The sequence below is a fragment of the Endozoicomonas sp. GU-1 genome (assembly GCF_027366395.1).
Classification (GTDB): domain Bacteria; phylum Pseudomonadota; class Gammaproteobacteria; order Pseudomonadales; family Endozoicomonadaceae; genus Endozoicomonas.
In genome coordinates this window covers 5,670,422-5,685,758 of sequence record NZ_CP114771.1, presented here as the reverse complement: position 1 = coordinate 5,685,758, position 15,337 = coordinate 5,670,422, and the positions used below count along the sequence as shown (strand labels likewise).

General features: G+C 49.4%; 12 protein-coding genes and 1 pseudogene. 8 read left to right on the top strand and 5 right to left on the bottom strand.

All coding sequences use genetic code 11. The features are described 5' to 3' along the window. Nucleotides 1–68: 68 nt before the first annotated feature. From O3276_RS23885 to O3276_RS23875, 3 genes are all read left to right on the top strand, one after another. The gene (locus O3276_RS23885; RefSeq protein ID WP_269673544.1) at nucleotides 69–350 is read left to right on the top strand and encodes an RDD family protein; all 282 of its coding nucleotides are present in this window, start codon (nucleotides 69–71) and stop codon (nucleotides 348–350) included. After that, nucleotides 269–544 carry an RDD family protein gene (locus O3276_RS23880; protein ID WP_332328297.1) on the top strand — a complete coding sequence of 92 codons (276 nt, stop codon included), beginning with the start codon at nucleotides 269–271 and terminating at the stop codon, nucleotides 542–544. Before O3276_RS23885 ends, O3276_RS23880 begins: the two co-directional genes overlap by 82 nt. A gap of 258 nt (nucleotides 545–802) precedes the next feature. Continuing rightward, the gene (locus O3276_RS23875) at nucleotides 803–985 is read left to right on the top strand and encodes a hypothetical protein (protein WP_269673543.1); all 183 of its coding nucleotides are present in this window, start codon (nucleotides 803–805) and stop codon (nucleotides 983–985) included. Between the two features lie 146 nt (nucleotides 986–1,131). On the opposite strand, the pseudogene lptG reads toward O3276_RS23875, so the two are convergent. Together lptG and lptF are read right to left on the bottom strand one after the other, a co-directional pair. Continuing rightward, nucleotides 1,132–2,189 (bottom strand): annotated as a pseudogene (gene lptG, locus O3276_RS23870) (LPS export ABC transporter permease LptG). After that, entirely contained in the window at nucleotides 2,182–3,294 is a 1,113-nt protein-coding gene (lptF, locus tag O3276_RS23865; RefSeq protein ID WP_269673542.1) for an LPS export ABC transporter permease LptF, read from the bottom strand. The pseudogene lptG and the gene lptF overlap by 8 nt, the downstream one beginning before the upstream one ends. A 245-nt stretch (nucleotides 3,295–3,539) precedes the next feature. Between lptF and O3276_RS23860 the strand changes: the two genes are divergently transcribed. From O3276_RS23860 to rapA, 4 genes are all read left to right on the top strand, one after another. Beyond that, nucleotides 3,540–5,021, top strand: a complete 1,482-nt coding sequence (locus O3276_RS23860; RefSeq protein WP_269673541.1) for a leucyl aminopeptidase — start codon at nucleotides 3,540–3,542, stop codon at nucleotides 5,019–5,021. A 75-nt stretch (nucleotides 5,022–5,096) separates the two neighbouring features. After that, nucleotides 5,097–5,558: a DNA polymerase III subunit chi gene (locus tag O3276_RS23855; RefSeq protein WP_269673540.1), complete on the top strand. Its 462-nt coding sequence runs from the start codon at nucleotides 5,097–5,099 to the stop codon at nucleotides 5,556–5,558. 118 nt (nucleotides 5,559–5,676) lie between these two features. After that, nucleotides 5,677–6,441: an outer membrane protein gene (locus O3276_RS23850; RefSeq protein ID WP_269673539.1), complete on the top strand. Its 765-nt coding sequence runs from the start codon at nucleotides 5,677–5,679 to the stop codon at nucleotides 6,439–6,441. A gap of 405 nt (nucleotides 6,442–6,846) precedes the next feature. Then, on the top strand, nucleotides 6,847–9,723 hold the full coding sequence (gene rapA, locus O3276_RS23845) for an RNA polymerase-associated protein RapA (RefSeq protein ID WP_269673538.1): 2,877 nt from the start codon (nucleotides 6,847–6,849) through the stop codon (nucleotides 9,721–9,723). A 158-nt stretch (nucleotides 9,724–9,881) separates the two neighbouring features. Here the strand turns inward: rapA and O3276_RS23840 are convergent, their stop codons facing one another. The 3 genes from O3276_RS23840 to O3276_RS23830 form a co-directional block, all read right to left on the bottom strand. Next, a complete protein-coding gene (locus O3276_RS23840) occupies nucleotides 9,882–10,868 on the bottom strand; it encodes a hypothetical protein (protein WP_269673537.1) in 987 nt (328 codons plus the stop codon). A gap of 243 nt (nucleotides 10,869–11,111) precedes the next feature. Then, complete coding sequence (locus tag O3276_RS23835) at nucleotides 11,112–12,077, bottom strand: hypothetical protein (protein ID WP_269673536.1); 966 nt, start codon at nucleotides 12,075–12,077, stop codon at nucleotides 11,112–11,114. A gap of 442 nt (nucleotides 12,078–12,519) precedes the next feature. Beyond that, the gene (locus tag O3276_RS23830; RefSeq protein ID WP_269673535.1) at nucleotides 12,520–14,469 is read right to left on the bottom strand and encodes a BCCT family transporter; all 1,950 of its coding nucleotides are present in this window, start codon (nucleotides 14,467–14,469) and stop codon (nucleotides 12,520–12,522) included. A 405-nt stretch (nucleotides 14,470–14,874) separates the two neighbouring features. Here O3276_RS23830 and O3276_RS23825 point away from each other — a divergent pair, with 405 nt between their 5' ends. After that, on the top strand, nucleotides 14,875–15,261 hold the full coding sequence (locus O3276_RS23825) for a hypothetical protein (RefSeq protein WP_269673534.1): 387 nt from the start codon (nucleotides 14,875–14,877) through the stop codon (nucleotides 15,259–15,261). Nucleotides 15,262–15,337 lie beyond the last annotated feature (76 nt).

Here is a 15,337-nt window from a genome sequence, read left to right as displayed (position 1 = left end):
AGTTATGTGCGTGAAAAAAATTTGCTGATAGAATGTCCCGACACGTTTAATAACAAGGCAAGAGGTCGATGGAAGCCACTAATCTTACCCCGGCTCCAGTGTGGAGAAGAGCTGCGGCAATGTTGTACGATTCTCTGTTAATCCTGGCTCTGTTGTTTATGGCCGGTTTTATTAATCTGTTCATCCAGATACAGATTTTCGGTGATGAGCAACTGAAAACCATGACTGAAGAGGGCTACCAGCTTGGAGGCCCCTTTTCTACGCCGCCCTGCTGGTCATCATTTACGGCTTCTTTGGCTTTTTCTGGACCCGGTCAGGACAAACCCTTGGCATGCAGGCCTGGAGAATAAAAGTGGTCAGCAGCGACAATCATTTGATCAGCCCATGGCAAAGCGTGATCCGTTTTCTGATTGCCATTCCTGCTCTGTCGCTTGCGGGTATCGGGCTTCTCTGGGCACTGATCGATCATCAGCGGCGAAGCTGGCAGGACCTGGCATCGTCATCCAGAGTTATTCTTCTGGAAAAACCGGTAAAGAAAACCTGACAACAGTCTTCTAATATCTCAGTGCAGCTTCATAAATAAGAGGCACTGGATACACTACCAGCATTAATATTTACAGACGACTGTTCACTGCTGCCTGCCGCCCGATACACATATACCGAAACATTTATTGGTATTTTTACCTATCCGGCATTAAAATGAAACCATCGTCATTCACCGACGACGGTGTACCAACAAGACTATCGATGGCTTTTCATAGCAGATAGGCTTTCAGCAGGCAGTAAAAAGGGAGACTCCAGTATGAACACTTGGCTATTTGAACAGGTTGTATCTCAACTGGCGGAAGTCTTTCGTCGTTTATCAGGAAATCCGGAATCTTTCCACCACTCAGATCAACTGGAAGAGTGCAGGCTCTACTGCCCGGTCACACGAACCCCACAAAAGCCTGTAAGAAGAACTCCCGGGCACCCTTTCCAACTATAATCTCCATCCCCATCGTTCCCACGCTCTGCGTGGGAACGCATAAGGAAGCCTAAAGGATGCGAACAATCTCCGTTCACCCTGAGCGGAGTTAAAGGGTGATTGGCACAGCCTTTATTCAGGGCATGGAGCCTACGCCCTTTAACCCTTTATGCAGCCCGCCTTAACATCGCCGCACCCGCCAGCAGGCAGATGACGACTGGAATCATTACCGATAATACCGGCGGGAACCCGAATACCAGGCTGGATGGTCCCATCAGGTTCTGAACGATCATAAAGACAATGCCGGTGATCACCCCGGAGAAGATCCGCAACCCCATACTGACCGAACGCAAAGGACCAAAGACAAAAGAGATGCCGACAATAACCAGGGAGAGTATGGATAACGGCTGAAGCAGCTTGGTCCACAGTGCCAGATCATACTCTCCGGCATCCAGCCCCTGTGCTTTCAAGTACTTCGTATACGTGAGCAGGCCGGATATGGGTAATGCTTCAGGTTTGACCACCACCACTTTCAACAGTGTTGTTGTCAGGCTGGTATCCCAGGGTTCAACCAGACTCTGCTCAGTAATAAACTGCTCATTCTTACGACGTATGGTGGTGACATCCTCCAGCAGCCAATGATCACCCTGATAGATTCCCCGTTTGGCAAAAGCGCTTTCCTGAAGCTTCATCTCATCATCAAAAACATAACGACTCACGCCGTAAAGCACGCCGTTTGGCTCGACCGCATTGAAGTACATAAATTCACGGCCTTCACGATGCCAGAAGCCTTCTCCGGTGTATGTGCCATCAGCGGAGCGGGCTATCGCTTTTCTGGTCTCGCCAACCTGCTCGGCCATGGGGGCAGATATTCGCCAAGCATCAATCCGGTCATAATCATGACCAGGGTGGGCTTCATGACTGCCCCCAGAATACGCCACAGTGAAATACCAGCGGCCCTCATAACCACCAGCTCACTGCTGGACGCCATGGAGCCCAGCCCCATAAGGCAGCCAACCAGCGCCGACACGGGAATCAGCTCGTACAGTTTTTTGGGTATCATCAACAGGGTATACATCAAAGCGTCCAGCGACTGATAGTTGCCCCTGACATCATCCAGCTGCCCCAGAAAAGCAAACAACGCTTCCAGAAATACCAGAATCAGCAGGACAGTCACCGTTGCCCCCAGAACATTTCTGGATATATAACGATCCAGCTTACGCATTTCCAGCCCTCCGGCGCGCCAGCCAGAGTTTACCCGGCTCAACAAGGTACAACAGCAAAGCAATCAGCAAGAAAAGAATATGAATCGGCCACAGGCCAATATCCGGCGACAGTCGTCCATCCTCAACCGCGCCACGGCCACTCATTAACAAAGCCAGATACAGCAGATACAGCAATATTCCGGGCAACAGCTTCACATAACGCCCCTGTCTGGGATTGACCCGGGCCAGGGGCAATGCCATCAGCACCACGATGGGTATTAACAGTGGCAAAGAGATCCGCCATTGCAGCTCAGCACGATGGCCCGGGGTGTCGGACGCCAAAAGTGTCGCGGTTGGCAGGGCCTGCTCCTTGCTGATCTCTTTTCCGGAGCGGCGCTCTTCCATACGAAGGCCGTAATGTTCAAAGGCAATTTCCCGCAGAGGCAATGCACCGGGCGTCAGGTCATAGCGGTAACCATCATCCAATATCAGATAGCGCTGTCCACCCTCTGCTGCATTGACTTCAAGGTTTGCCGTTTGCGCCAGCAGCAAGGTCATCGAACCGGTGTTCTTGCTATCCCCGTTACGGTTGGCGATAAAAACCCTGTTCATCTGTTGCCGGTCGTCGGTTAACGTCTCTGCGTAGGTCACGCGCTGCCAGCCAAACTTCTGGAAACGTCCGGAAACCAGGGTATCAAACTCAGTCAGAGCGTCCTGCTCGACAAAAATGCTTTCAACTTTCTGTATTCCCCAGGGGGCAACCACCAGGCTTAACAGCGCAACCACCAGCATAACCCCGGCCGCAGGCACCATGGTTATGCCTAACAGTTGATGATGGCTGAGACCGCAGGCGCTGAGTACCGTCATTTCGTTATCAACATACAGCCTGCCATAGGCAAGAATAATGCCCAGGAAAAGCCCCAGGGGCAGTATCATGACCAGAAACTCCGGGATCCGGTAACCCATGATGGCAAAGAGAAAATCCGCTTTCAGCGTCCCGGTTGCCGCCTGTGCCAGATAGTTCACAAAGCGTCCACTCATGATAATGAGCAATACGACAGACGTCACTGCTAACATAACCTGCAGCATCTGTCTGGACAGGTAACGAAATATGATTAAAGGCATGCCTTGGTGAAATTCATCAAATCAAAACGAACAATTATACGTCAGTCGCCTTAAAAAACCGGTATAATCCCGGCCTGTCTGACAGAATCGTAGAATAAACATACAATTAACCCAATGACTTCTACGTTCTGATAGCCGTCTGGATAGTGCCTGAATATCCCATATCCGGACTAAAGCGTCTGGTTGAAATGGCTTAACCGTATTATTATCCATGAAATCGGATAACTTGTCCCCTTGGAGAGACCATGGAATTTGTTGTTAAGAGTGGTGCTGCAGAAAAACAGAAAACTGCCTGCCTTATTTTGGGCGTCCACAAGAAAACGCTTCCCCCCTCTGCGACAGCCTTAGACTCGTTAACCGAGGGGTATCTTGCCGACCTGCTCAAACGTGGCGATCTGGATTTCAAGCCCGGCCACTCACTGATGCTTCTGCACAGCCGACATGCGCCGGTTGAGCGTCTGCTGCTGCTGGCCATGGGTGAAAATGATAAGCCATTAACAGAAGCCGGGTTTAACAAACTGACGGTCAACCTGGCCAGCCAATTGAAATCGCTGAATGCCAGGGAAGCAAGCATTGCCATCGAAGATATCAACGTCGAGGGCAAGTCGCTGCACTGGATCACCCGTCAGTTGGTTGAAGCGATTGAATATGCGTTTTATCAGTTCAGCCAGTTTAAAAACGACACCGGCAAAAGCCCGGTTATGAAGAAGCTGACTCTGCTGGCGGACCGTAAAAATGCCGAAGAAGTGAAAGCCGGTCTGGCCCAGGGGCACGCCATTGGTAATGGTCGGAATGTGGCCCGAACCCTGGGCAACCTGCCAGGCAATATCTGCCATCCAACCTACCTTGCCGATGAAGCCAAAGCATTGGCGAAACAGCATGCCAAACTGACCACCAAGGTGCTCGATGAAAAACAGATGTCTGACCTTGGCATGAGTTCCCTGCTCTCCGTCAGTGCCGGTTCCGAACAGGAAGCCCGGTTGATCTGTATGGAGTTCAAAAATGGCAAACGCGGTGCCAAACCTCTCGTTCTGCTGGGTAAAGGGATCACCTTTGATACCGGTGGTATCTCCCTCAAACCCGGTGCCGCCATGGATGAAATGAAGTTTGATATGTGCGGTGCCGCCAGTGTATTCGGCGTCATGAATGCCATTATTGAGCTGGATCTGCCCATTAATGTTATTGGCATGGTGGCTGCGGCAGAAAACATGCCCAGCGGCAAGGCCACCCGCCCGGGGGATATCGTAACGTCCATGTCCGGCAAGACCATTGAAATTCTCAATACCGATGCCGAAGGTCGTCTGGTGCTTTGTGATGCCCTCACCTACGCAGAACGTTACAAGCCGGAAGCGGTGATCGATATTGCCACCCTGACGGGTGCCTGCGTCGTTGCCCTGGGCCATCACACCACCGGCCTGCTCAGTAATAATGAACCGCTGGCTGAAGAGCTGATCAGTGCCTCCAAAGAAGCCATGGACCGGGCATGGCAGCTGCCGATGGGTGAAGAGTATACTCGCCAGCTGGACAGCAACTTTGCCGATATGGCCAATATTGGAGGCCCTGCTGCGGGTACCATTACCGCTGCCTGCTTCCTGGCTAAATTTGCCGAAGCCTACCCCTGGGCGCACCTGGATATCGCCGGAACTGCCTGGCAATCAGGCAAGGAAAAAGGGGCTACCGGTCGTCCAGTGCCCATGCTGGTACAATACCTGCTGAATAAAATCTGATTGTTACCAGTACTGATGACAGGCCCTGAACGATCAGGGCCTTTTTGTTTGCTCAGATTAGTTTATGATTTCCCCATGACCAGAGTGACTTTCTACCTCCTTAACAGCAATCCTGACAATAACGGGCAAAACGAACAGCAGTTTGCCTGTCGCCTTATCGACAAAGCATGGCGTGGAGGCCTGCCCATGCATATCCATACAGCGGATGAAGGCAGCTGCCAGTCCATGGATCAACTGCTCTGGTCATGGCGTGAGGATAGCTTTCTTCCCCATGGGATTATTTCACCCATCCAGGGCAATACCCCGGAAAGTGTACTGTTGGCCAGAGAGTCTCCCATCACCCTGGGGTTTGACCACCCTGCCGTGGCGTCAAAGCGGTTGCTGATTAATCTCAGCCCTGAGGTTCCTCCATTCTTCAAAGACTTTGCCCGCGTTTGTGAAGTCGTGGTTCAGAACCCGGACCAGAAAGCGGTTTCCAGGGCGAAGTTCCGGGCCTATCGTCAGGCGGGTTTAGAGCCAGAAGTACACAATATGTAGTCCCTTTCCCCCATTGCCGCAGATACCGTTCACCCATAGTTTGTCTATCCTTTTTAATAAGAAAGCAGGCATACATCGCTTTCAAATAAAAATTCTCTAACCATTGAACGGTAAAATAATGATGAAAACATTGAACGCAATGCTGGTCAGTCTGGCGCTGGCTGTACCGGCCACCAGTCAGGCTATGGATATTTATGCTTTTGCCCGGGGTGGGGCGGCTTATACGGTGATTAAAGATACTGAGGCTGTCAATCCTTTCATTGCACTGTCTGGTGCACCCTCTGACAATAACCCTGCCACTTTCCAAGGCAGCATGGGGATAGCCAATCTGAATAACGATCACAGCGTTGCTGTTGGAGCATTTGGTGCCGGACTGGTATTTAGCCCTAATTTCCGTCTGGAGCTTGAAGGGTCTTATCAGAAAGAGTCAGACTATCAGATTGATGTTTCTCTGGGCTATCGGTTAACAGGAGGAGGCCCATTCAATGCGACACTTCTTGGTACCGCATATAACAACATCAGTATTGAATCTGAAGTATATATGCTTAAGGCCTATTTCGACCTGCCACTCAATAAACATGTAGTCCCCTACCTTATGGCTGGCGCAGGATATGCAAAAAACAAGGCATCCGGTGTACAGACCTTTTCAGCAAATGCGAACTGGAATGAAAAATGGGATGACCACAGCAGCAATGAAATAGCCTGGACAGTAGGTACAGGCGTTTCCTACATATTCAGTAAACACCTTGCCCTGGATCTTGGGGTAGAACATCGCAACCTCGGAGACTGGAAGCTGAAAAATCTGCCAGCTACTGGTGACGAGTCCCTCAAGGGCAAGCTGGAATCCACCACACTGCTGATGGGCTTGCGCTACCACTTCTAACTATCCCACGATGATATTTCTGCACAGGCCGCAGCAAGCTCCTGTGCAATACTACTCCCTTTAGAACATCTTCTTTAAGACAAGCCAGGCCAATAAAAGCCAAACTCCCGTCTATAATCATCGTGGCATGCTGAATTTCGGTCATCCCCGTAGTGCAATTTAAGAGGATTCCGCTAATATAGCGCGCTTTTTGGTACATCGGTCATAATCTTCAGGCAAAACACTGCGGGGAAGCGTATGATTGAGATGGCCCGAGTAGACTGAGAACCTGCTGTTCGATACAGAGGCTTTCTCACCGTAAACCATTTTCAAAATACAGTCCGCCGGTCCATCTCCGGCCTACGCACCGCCCGGGCGGTAACGTATAATGGCGGTCTGTCAGTCAGGCAAGGTTAGTAGTCAAATATGACGAGTTTCGTTTCTGGGCAACGCTGGATTAGTGATACTGAGACCGAACAGGGGCTGGGCACTGTGCTCACCTTTGACAGTCGAATGGTCACCCTGCTGTTTCCTGCCACCGGGGAAACCCGGCTTTACTCAATAAACAACTGCCCTCTGACCCGCGTTGAGTTCAACCCCGGAGATCGTGTCGAAAGCCACGAGGGCTGGATTATGCTGGTCACCGAGGTGATTGAGAAAGATGGCCTGCTGACCTACTGCGGAACCCTCCCTGACGGAGAAACACGACAGCTGCCAGAAGCCGAGCTGGGCAACCATATTCGCTTCAACAAGCCACAGGACCGGATGCTGGCGGGTCAGATTGACCAGAACAGCAACTTTACCCTGCGTTACAAGACACTCCAGTATAACTACGGTCTGCGCAAGTCCCCGATGCGTGGCCTGATTGGCCCACGCACCAGCCTGATTCCCCACCAGCTGCATATTGCCCGGGAGGTATCCCAGCGTCATGCGCCACGGGTTATGCTGGCCGACGAAGTGGGCATGGGTAAAACCATTGAAGCCGGCCTGATACTGCACCAGCAACTGATTACCGGCCGTGCCAGCCGGGTGCTGATTCTCTTGCCGGAAAGCCTGGTACACCAGTGGCTGGTGGAGATGCTGCGCCGTTTCAACCTGCGTTTCAGTGTCTTTGACGAAGAGCGCTGCCGCCAGTCTCCGGATGAAAACCCGTTCAATACCGAGCAGCTGATTATCAGCAGCATCGGCTTTCTCTGCCATGATGACGAGCGCCGCAAACAGGCATTGGAAGCAGACTTCGACCTGTTGATTGTGGATGAAGCCCATCACCTTATCTGGTCTGAAGAGGAGACCAATGCGGAATACCGCTGTGTTGAAGCGCTGTCCCTGCAGATTCCGGGACTCCTGCTGCTGACCGCGACGCCGGAGCAGATGGGTGCCAAAAGCCACTTTGCCCATCTGCGTCTGCTGGACCCGGACCGTTTCCATGATCTTGCCGCCTTTGCCGCCGAAGAAAGCCGTTATGAGCCGGTGGCAGAGGCGGTTCAGGAACTTTTGAACAATGACAATCAGAAACTCCCTGCCAAGGCAAGGGACCATCTGATCAGTTTCCTTGGAAAAGACAGCAAGTCGCTGATTGATATCCTTGACCAGGGTGATGAAGAGGCTCGAAACACGGCCCGAACCCAGCTGCTGCGCCGCCTGCTGGATCGTCATGGTACCGGCCGTGTGATGTTTCGTAATACCCGGGCAGCCGTTGGCGGATTCTCTGGTCGAGCAGCCCAGGGCTACCCCCAGGTGCTGCCGGAGCTGTACGAAATCGCCCTGGAAGAAGAGTCCAACTACCGCCATAACCTTTATCCGGAGCTGGCTTATCAGGCCCAGATCCGTGTCGATGATATGGATCCCTGGTGGAAAGTCGACCCCCGGGTAGACTGGCTGATAAACCTGCTGAAACTGCTGAAGAAAGAGAAAGTACTGGTTATCTGTGCCAATGCCAATACGGCACTGGACCTGGAAAATGCCCTGCGCATACTGTCCGGCATTCCGGCAGCGGTTTTCCACGAAAACATGAGCATTATTGAGCGGGATCGTGCTGCGGCCTTCTTTGCCGAAGGAGAGCATGGTGCCCAGGTACTGGTGTGTTCAGAAATTGGCAGTGAAGGCCGTAACTTCCAGTTCGCTCACCATCTGGTGCTGTTTGACCTGCCCGAACATCCCGACCTGCTGGAACAACGTATTGGCCGACTGGATCGTATTGGCCAGACTGAAGCCATCAAGATTCACGTGCCCTATCTCTCTGGTACCGGTCAGGAGGCACTGTTCCACTGGTACCAGCTGGGATTGAACGCCTTTGCCGATACCTGCCCTGCCGGTAGCATGGTGCAGATGCAACTGGGTGAAGCGCTGTTGCCTTATCTGCAACCGGGCAGCCAGGCCTCCACAGAAGCCATGGATACCCTGCTCAACCAGGCAGCCCAATTGAACCGGCAACAGATGGAGCACCTTCATAAAGGCAGAGACCGACTGCTGGAGCTGAACTCCCGGGGCCTGATCTCCAATGAAGATATGATCAACGACATCGAAGAGCAGGAACAGCCAAGACAGCTCAAGCGGTTTATGGAGAAGTTGTTCGAAGGCTTTGGTGTTGAGGCGGAAGACTATTCCAAACACTGTCTGGTGATTCGCCCGGGCAGCCACATGATCACCACCTTCCCCGGCCTGCCGGATGATGGCATGACCGTCACCTTTGACCGGGACATGGCACTGTCCAGAGAAGACATGCACTTCCTGACCTGGGAGCATCCCATCGTTGCCGAAGGCATGGATATGGTGCTGACCAGCGAGCTGGGGAATACCTCTGTGGCTTTGCTCAAAAACAAAGCCCTGAAGCCCGGCACCATGCTGCTGGAAGCGATTTACGTGGTAGAAACCAGCGCCGACCGAACTCTGCAGCTGGACCGCTACCTGCCAGCCACCCCGATTCGCTGTCTGATCGACCCGGGGTTCAATGACCTGTCCGAAAAAGTGGCGTTTGATACCCTGAACGCCCAGCTTCAGCCTTTGAAACGGGGTGTTGCCAAAAAACTGGTGAATGCCCAGCGGGCCCCCTTTCTGGCCATGCTGGATAAAGCCGAAGGGTATGCCAAAGATCGGGTACAACCCATTGTTAATCAGGCCTGCCAGAACCTGCTGACCGATGTCACTGAAGAGATCAAACGACTGGCGGCGCTTAAAGTCGTTAACCCGAACGTCCGTGGTGAAGAGATTGAATATCTGAAAAACCGCGCAGCCCTGGGGCATCAGGCACTGCAGAAAGCGGTTCTTCGACTGGATGCGCTACGAATCATGATTGCCGGTTAATATTTTTCTGTTGGCTTCTATCTGACTTTTTACTCAGTCTGAGGGTGCCGCCTGCCGCCCGCACAAACGTTTCCGGCTTTTCCGGTGGCGGGCAGCAATAGTCAACATTATTAAAAATGACAGCTCTTAGATGCTGTCTATTTCCACCAGTCTCTCAATTAACCGTACCCAGCCGGCTTTTTCATTTCTGCATACTTTTTGATAGTGTCGCAGAAGTCTTTTGTAATTTCTCCAAGAGGCTCATTGTGTGGGGTAAATTGATAATAATCAAATAACAGCTGCATTGTTTTCAGGAAAACTAACAAGTTATCACTGCCAATAAAATCTTTAAGAATACAATCACTCATGTGAGAACGAAAAGTTTCGCGCAATGCAGCACTATTAGATGAATATTGTAATAAAATATCAATCTTGTGATAATCTTTTTTTCCATCCTCATGCTGTAGTTTTTGTATTTCCTTCAGAAGGAAAATTGCATTTTCCTTCTCGCTGGAATTGTGATCAAGTCCTTCTGATTTATCAAGTAACGGATCAACCAATCCCTCACTAAGAATTTTAACTGAGTTGTGCCATGCATCCAGTTGCCGTTTCGTTTCCTCTGCAAACTCACTACCTCCATAAAATGTATCACAATCCTCGTTAGTCTTTTTGAGAATATCCTTTCCAAAATCATTCAATTTTGGTGAAAAGATGTTCAACTCCCTTTTTCTTACGGATGGAGGAAGTTCACTATCGTGATAATAGCCTATAAAAGCAGTTAGCCTGGCGTTAAAGTCATCTACCAAACTATTCAAATGAGTGATTAACTCAAAGCTTTTATGATTAGCAATCAGTTTCTCCATCGGACTTATCGTTACAGCCCTGGTCTCAGAGGAATTTTCAGCAAGGGTCGTCACCCCTCGTTCTCTAAAGGTTTTTTCTTGAAAGCTCGACATTTCATCAGGGAACTCATTATTTATAAATCTCAACATTCCTTGAATAGCTTCGCTGCATTTGCCTTTGTCAGACATCTTTAACGCCTTGACATTGTTTTGAAAGGCTTGAGAAACAGTAACAGTTACTAAAGCTGAGCTGTCAGACGCCGTCTGAACTGTGCGGATATTGGAGGCATACTGATTTCTGCCGGTAGTAGTTGCAGTATACATGTTAGTATTACCATATTTTTGTGAGTTAAAAGATATTCAGGATTGACCATAAGATGCAGTCATGCCGGATTTTTCTCTCAGGAAAAGACTGTCGGCGAATATGCTTTTTCAGTTGAGCCCAACACTTCATGGGCCTGACGTTCCGAATTACGGTTTCTGTTGCCAGATACTTCAGCCGTTCAAAGCAGGCCAGTACAGAACCTTCCAGGCTCCACGAATCCACTTCCTTCACCAGTTACTGAATTAATAATCGAACCCAGTCGGCTTCTTCATTGCTGCATATATTTGGATAGATTCACAGAGCTCATCTGTAATTTCACCAAGAGGCCCTTCGAATGGTATAAAATGATAATAATCAAATAACCGCTGCAGGGTTTTCTGGAATACCTTCAGGTTACCACTACCAATGAAATCCGTAAGAATTAAATCACTCAAGCGGGAACAAATATTTTCGCGCGGTACTTTTGTAGTTAAATATCTTAATATACCATCAATCTTGAAATAATCATTTTTCCCAACATCTTGCTTTAGACTTTGTATATCATGCAGAGTGGCAAGTGCTTTATCCTTCTCTCTGGAATTGTGATCGGGTCCCTCTGGATTATTAAATAACGGATCAAGCAGTCCATGAATAAGAATTTTTACCGAGTTATGCCATGCAACAAGTTTCCGCTGCGTTTCCACAACGACTTTACTATCCGCATGGCCTGCTTCACAATTTTGGTTCGTCCTTTTGTGAATATCCTTACCAAAATCTTCCAATTGTTTTGAAAACCTTCTCGAACTATGTTCTCTCAAGTATGAAGAAATTTCACTATCTTCTGAATAATTTATGAAATGTTTTAAATGAGTGTTAAATTCTTTCACCATACTATTCAAATCAGTAATTAATTCAGGGCAGTTATGATCAGCAACTAATTTTTCCAACGGTCTTATCGATACAGCCCCGGTCTCAGAGGAGTTTTCAGCAAGGGTTATCCTTCGTTTATCCAAGGTTTCTTGAAATTTCGGCAGTTCATTAGGGAACTGATCATGTATAAACATCAACGTTTCTTGAATAGTTTTGCTGCGTATTTCCTCAGACAACGACGTGATATGGGCTTTAAAGGATTGGGAAACGGCAGCAGTTATTAATGCTGAGCTGCCAGACGGCGGCTGGGCAGTGTGGGTAGATGAGGCAAACTTATAGTCGGTAGTTGCAGGAAACATGTTAGTGTTCTCATACTTTTATGAGTTAAAAGATATTAAGGAATGACCATAAGATACAGTCAATGCCGGACTTTTTCTCAGGAAAAGCCTGTCAATAACGTACTTAATTTTTCCACCCTGCCTGCTTTGAACAAGTGGCAGTGCCTGATTTAGTCAGACTCATTCCAAACGGAGATCAGTAATTATTTCATTACGATCTTTTTGACCAGCAGCCTTGGGATAAGTTCCAACTTTTCATACGATCAGTCAAAATACCTATGTGACTCAACCAATTCCCTCGTGATCAGGTTGCGAATTCCCTCTACAAACTTTACAAGGACTTTCTTGCCAGATGTATACCACCATACTGTCGTTAGCCCGTGTTTGTTTCCAGTATGGATGTTCAAATCACATGGCCCAACCCTTTTACCAACAGGCCGGGCAGTGGTTAAACTTTAAAAAATCAAGCTCTGCCCATGCGCATCAGAATTTCTTCTTTAGCCTGCAGACGCTCCAGCGCTTTCTGCTCTTCCTCTTTCTGACGCATCAGCTCATTAAACTCCATGCGCGCCTGCTGGGCCAACTCAGAAGCAGCCTGCCGCTTCTCATTGGCCTCAATGGCAACCCGGGTTAATCGCTCAACTTCCTCCAGCAATGGGGCAGGTGCATCCCCCAGATCAGACCCCGTTGCACCACGAGCCATAGCCTCCCGGCGAATCTGCTTTTTCAGTGCAGCCAGCGCTTCATGGGCCTGGCGCTCTGCAATTACGGCGTCTGTCGCCTGATCTTTCAGCTGTTCAAAGCGGGCCAGTGCAGAACCTTCCAGGCTCCATGGGTCCACTTCCGGCAGTTCTTCAATATTGATGGTGGGTTCTTCGTAGCCTTCCTGGCGGGAGATATCCAGCATGGTGGCTTTCACCGCAGAAATCATCAACATCACCGCAATCACCAGCAGCGGCAGACCACCGACAATTGCTGCCGTCTGCAAGGTGGCCAAACCACCCATAAACATCAGCACAGAAGGCATCAGTGACAAAGTGAAAGCCCAGAACAGGCGGTTCCAGCGCATGGGGTCTTCAGTCACATTAGTCTGGACAACTGACGCGAGAATAAAGGAGATGGAGTCAAAGGTAGTCGCAGTGAAGATAATACAGAGCAATGTGAACAATACGATAACCACGTAACTGAACGGCAGCTGTTCAAGCACACTGAATATAGCGGTTGTTGGGCCTTCAGTATTGAGAATACCCACAACATCCAGTTGACCGGAAAGCTGCAGGGACAGACCAAAGTTACCCAGTACGATAAAGTACACCGCACACCCCAGGGAGCCACAGAAAATCGCACCGCCGACCATCTGTTTAATGGTTCGCCCTTTGGAAATACGGGCTACGAACAGTCCCATACTGGGTGCATATACCAACCACCAGGCCCAGTAGAAGATGGTCCAGTCCTGAGGGAAGTGGGTATCTTCAAAGGTGCCATAACCACCGAAAGGTTCTGCCCAGGTGGCCATGACGAAGAAGTTGGACAGCATCCGCCCAATGGAGTCCAGACCCGTCTCCACCATAAACAGCGTAGGCCCCACCACCAGGACAAAAGCCAGCAGACCCAGGGCTCCCCAGAAGTTGATATTGCTCAACAGCTTGATACCACCGTCCATTCCCTTGTACGAGGAATAGGCGAACAGTGCCGTACACACCATCAATACCCCAATCTGGGTGCCATTGGTGGATGGAATACCGGTCAGGTAGGTAATGCCCTCATTGATCAAAGGTGCCGCCAGACCCAGCGTGGTGGCAGCACCACCGAGCAGGCCAAAAATAAACAGCACGTCAATCACCTTGCCCAGAGGTCCTTTACTGCGGGCTTCTCCCAGCACCGGCATCAGGGCAGCTGATACCTTCAGAACCGGGTTTTTGCGCACATGAAAAAAGTAGGCAATAGGAATGGCCGGAATCATGTAAATGCACCAGGCAACAGGCCCCCAGTGGAAGATACCGTAAGTGGCCGCCCAGCGAACCGCCTCTTCACTGCCCGAGGCCAGCTGAAAAGGCGGTGACTGATAATAGTAAGCCCACTCAATACAACCCCAGTAGAGAATACTGGCACCGATACCACCACAGAACAGCATGGCCGCCCAGGAGGTGGTCGAATACTCCGGCTGGTCATTGGCATCCCCCAGCTTGATCTGGCCAATATCGGAAAATACCACGTAGGCCATAAACACCACGGCGGCCAGGCCCAGGCCCAGGTAAAGCACCCCCATTGTGTCCGTCATAAAGGTTTTTGCGATGGCAATCCAGTGAGCGCCCTCATCCGGAAACAGTGCCAGCGGTATAACCACCGAGATCAACAAAATAACCGCACCAAAAAAGGTCGGCTTATCAACAAGCTTAAAATGCTCTTCCATAATCTTTGGTCTTCAATAATGAACAGCCGTTGCAGCTGCGAAAACAATAGTTATCAACTTTAAACAAAAAGGGACGTTAATTTTTTTGGCTACATGTTCATGGTAAACATCCTGCCTGATATGCCATTCAAACCGGTCATTTATGCACCGGAGTTTCCGAAGAGATAATAAGCATAAAGACCTACAAAATCTACGGAAATATCCATTATTGAGCATATTGGATAGTTTCTGACACTCGCCTCCTGTCGGGGAAAGAATCGGTCTATCCCAACAAGAGTACAACTGTTCAGCCTGGTAGTCTGCCTTACCGACAGTAATCTGGAATTATGTAATTATTTTATTATGTTCAGGGAACCCTCCTGTTTTTATTTTGTCCTACCAGATAAACAAGTAACGGTATGACTTATGATTCCTACCACTTCTTCTCTTACATCTTCGTTCATTGCCAGTACTGGCCAGTCGCCAACAGAGCCGAACCAGCCAGAATCTATCTCTGGTGATTCTGTTGAGCTAAAGCTGTCCTCTGATGATGATTTTTATCTTTTATATAGTGACAAGTATCAGCTTATGAAAAAAAACAAACAATTTCTTGCTCAACTGAGGACATTTTTGTTTGATCAAAATATGAGTAATGATGATAAAGTTATGAACTTACAGATGCTTTTTCCTCCAGTCGACCAGAGTGGGGATGATGTAAGTTTTGATCAATTACGTGAGAATATGGATTTACTTTTTCGCAATACTTTCAAGCAAGCTCAACAGCGAGCCATGAATTATGGCCTTAAGCCATAAATAAATTGTGACAAAAGAAATGACCATTGAACGACGGGTTCTATATGATCAGGGAAGTGCTGAAGGCTTTATTGAA

Coding starts and splice junctions, on each gene's coding strand:
- O3276_RS23885 (WP_269673544.1), top strand. CDS start 69: ATGGAAGCCACTAATCTTACCCCGGCTCCAGTGTGGAGAAGAGCTGCG.
- O3276_RS23875 (WP_269673543.1), top strand. CDS start 803: ATGAACACTTGGCTATTTGAACAGGTTGTATCTCAACTGGCGGAAGTC.
- lptF (WP_269673542.1), bottom strand. CDS start 3,294: ATGCCTTTAATCATATTTCGTTACCTGTCCAGACAGATGCTGCAGGTT.
- O3276_RS23860 (WP_269673541.1), top strand. CDS start 3,540: ATGGAATTTGTTGTTAAGAGTGGTGCTGCAGAAAAACAGAAAACTGCC.
- O3276_RS23855 (WP_269673540.1), top strand. CDS start 5,097: ATGACCAGAGTGACTTTCTACCTCCTTAACAGCAATCCTGACAATAAC.
- O3276_RS23850 (WP_269673539.1), top strand. CDS start 5,677: ATGATGAAAACATTGAACGCAATGCTGGTCAGTCTGGCGCTGGCTGTA.
- rapA (WP_269673538.1), top strand. CDS start 6,847: ATGACGAGTTTCGTTTCTGGGCAACGCTGGATTAGTGATACTGAGACC.
- O3276_RS23840 (WP_269673537.1), bottom strand. CDS start 10,868: ATGTATACTGCAACTACTACCGGCAGAAATCAGTATGCCTCCAATATC.
- O3276_RS23835 (WP_269673536.1), bottom strand. CDS start 12,077: ATGTTTCCTGCAACTACCGACTATAAGTTTGCCTCATCTACCCACACT.
- O3276_RS23830 (WP_269673535.1), bottom strand. CDS start 14,469: ATGGAAGAGCATTTTAAGCTTGTTGATAAGCCGACCTTTTTTGGTGCG.
- O3276_RS23825 (WP_269673534.1), top strand. CDS start 14,875: ATGATTCCTACCACTTCTTCTCTTACATCTTCGTTCATTGCCAGTACT.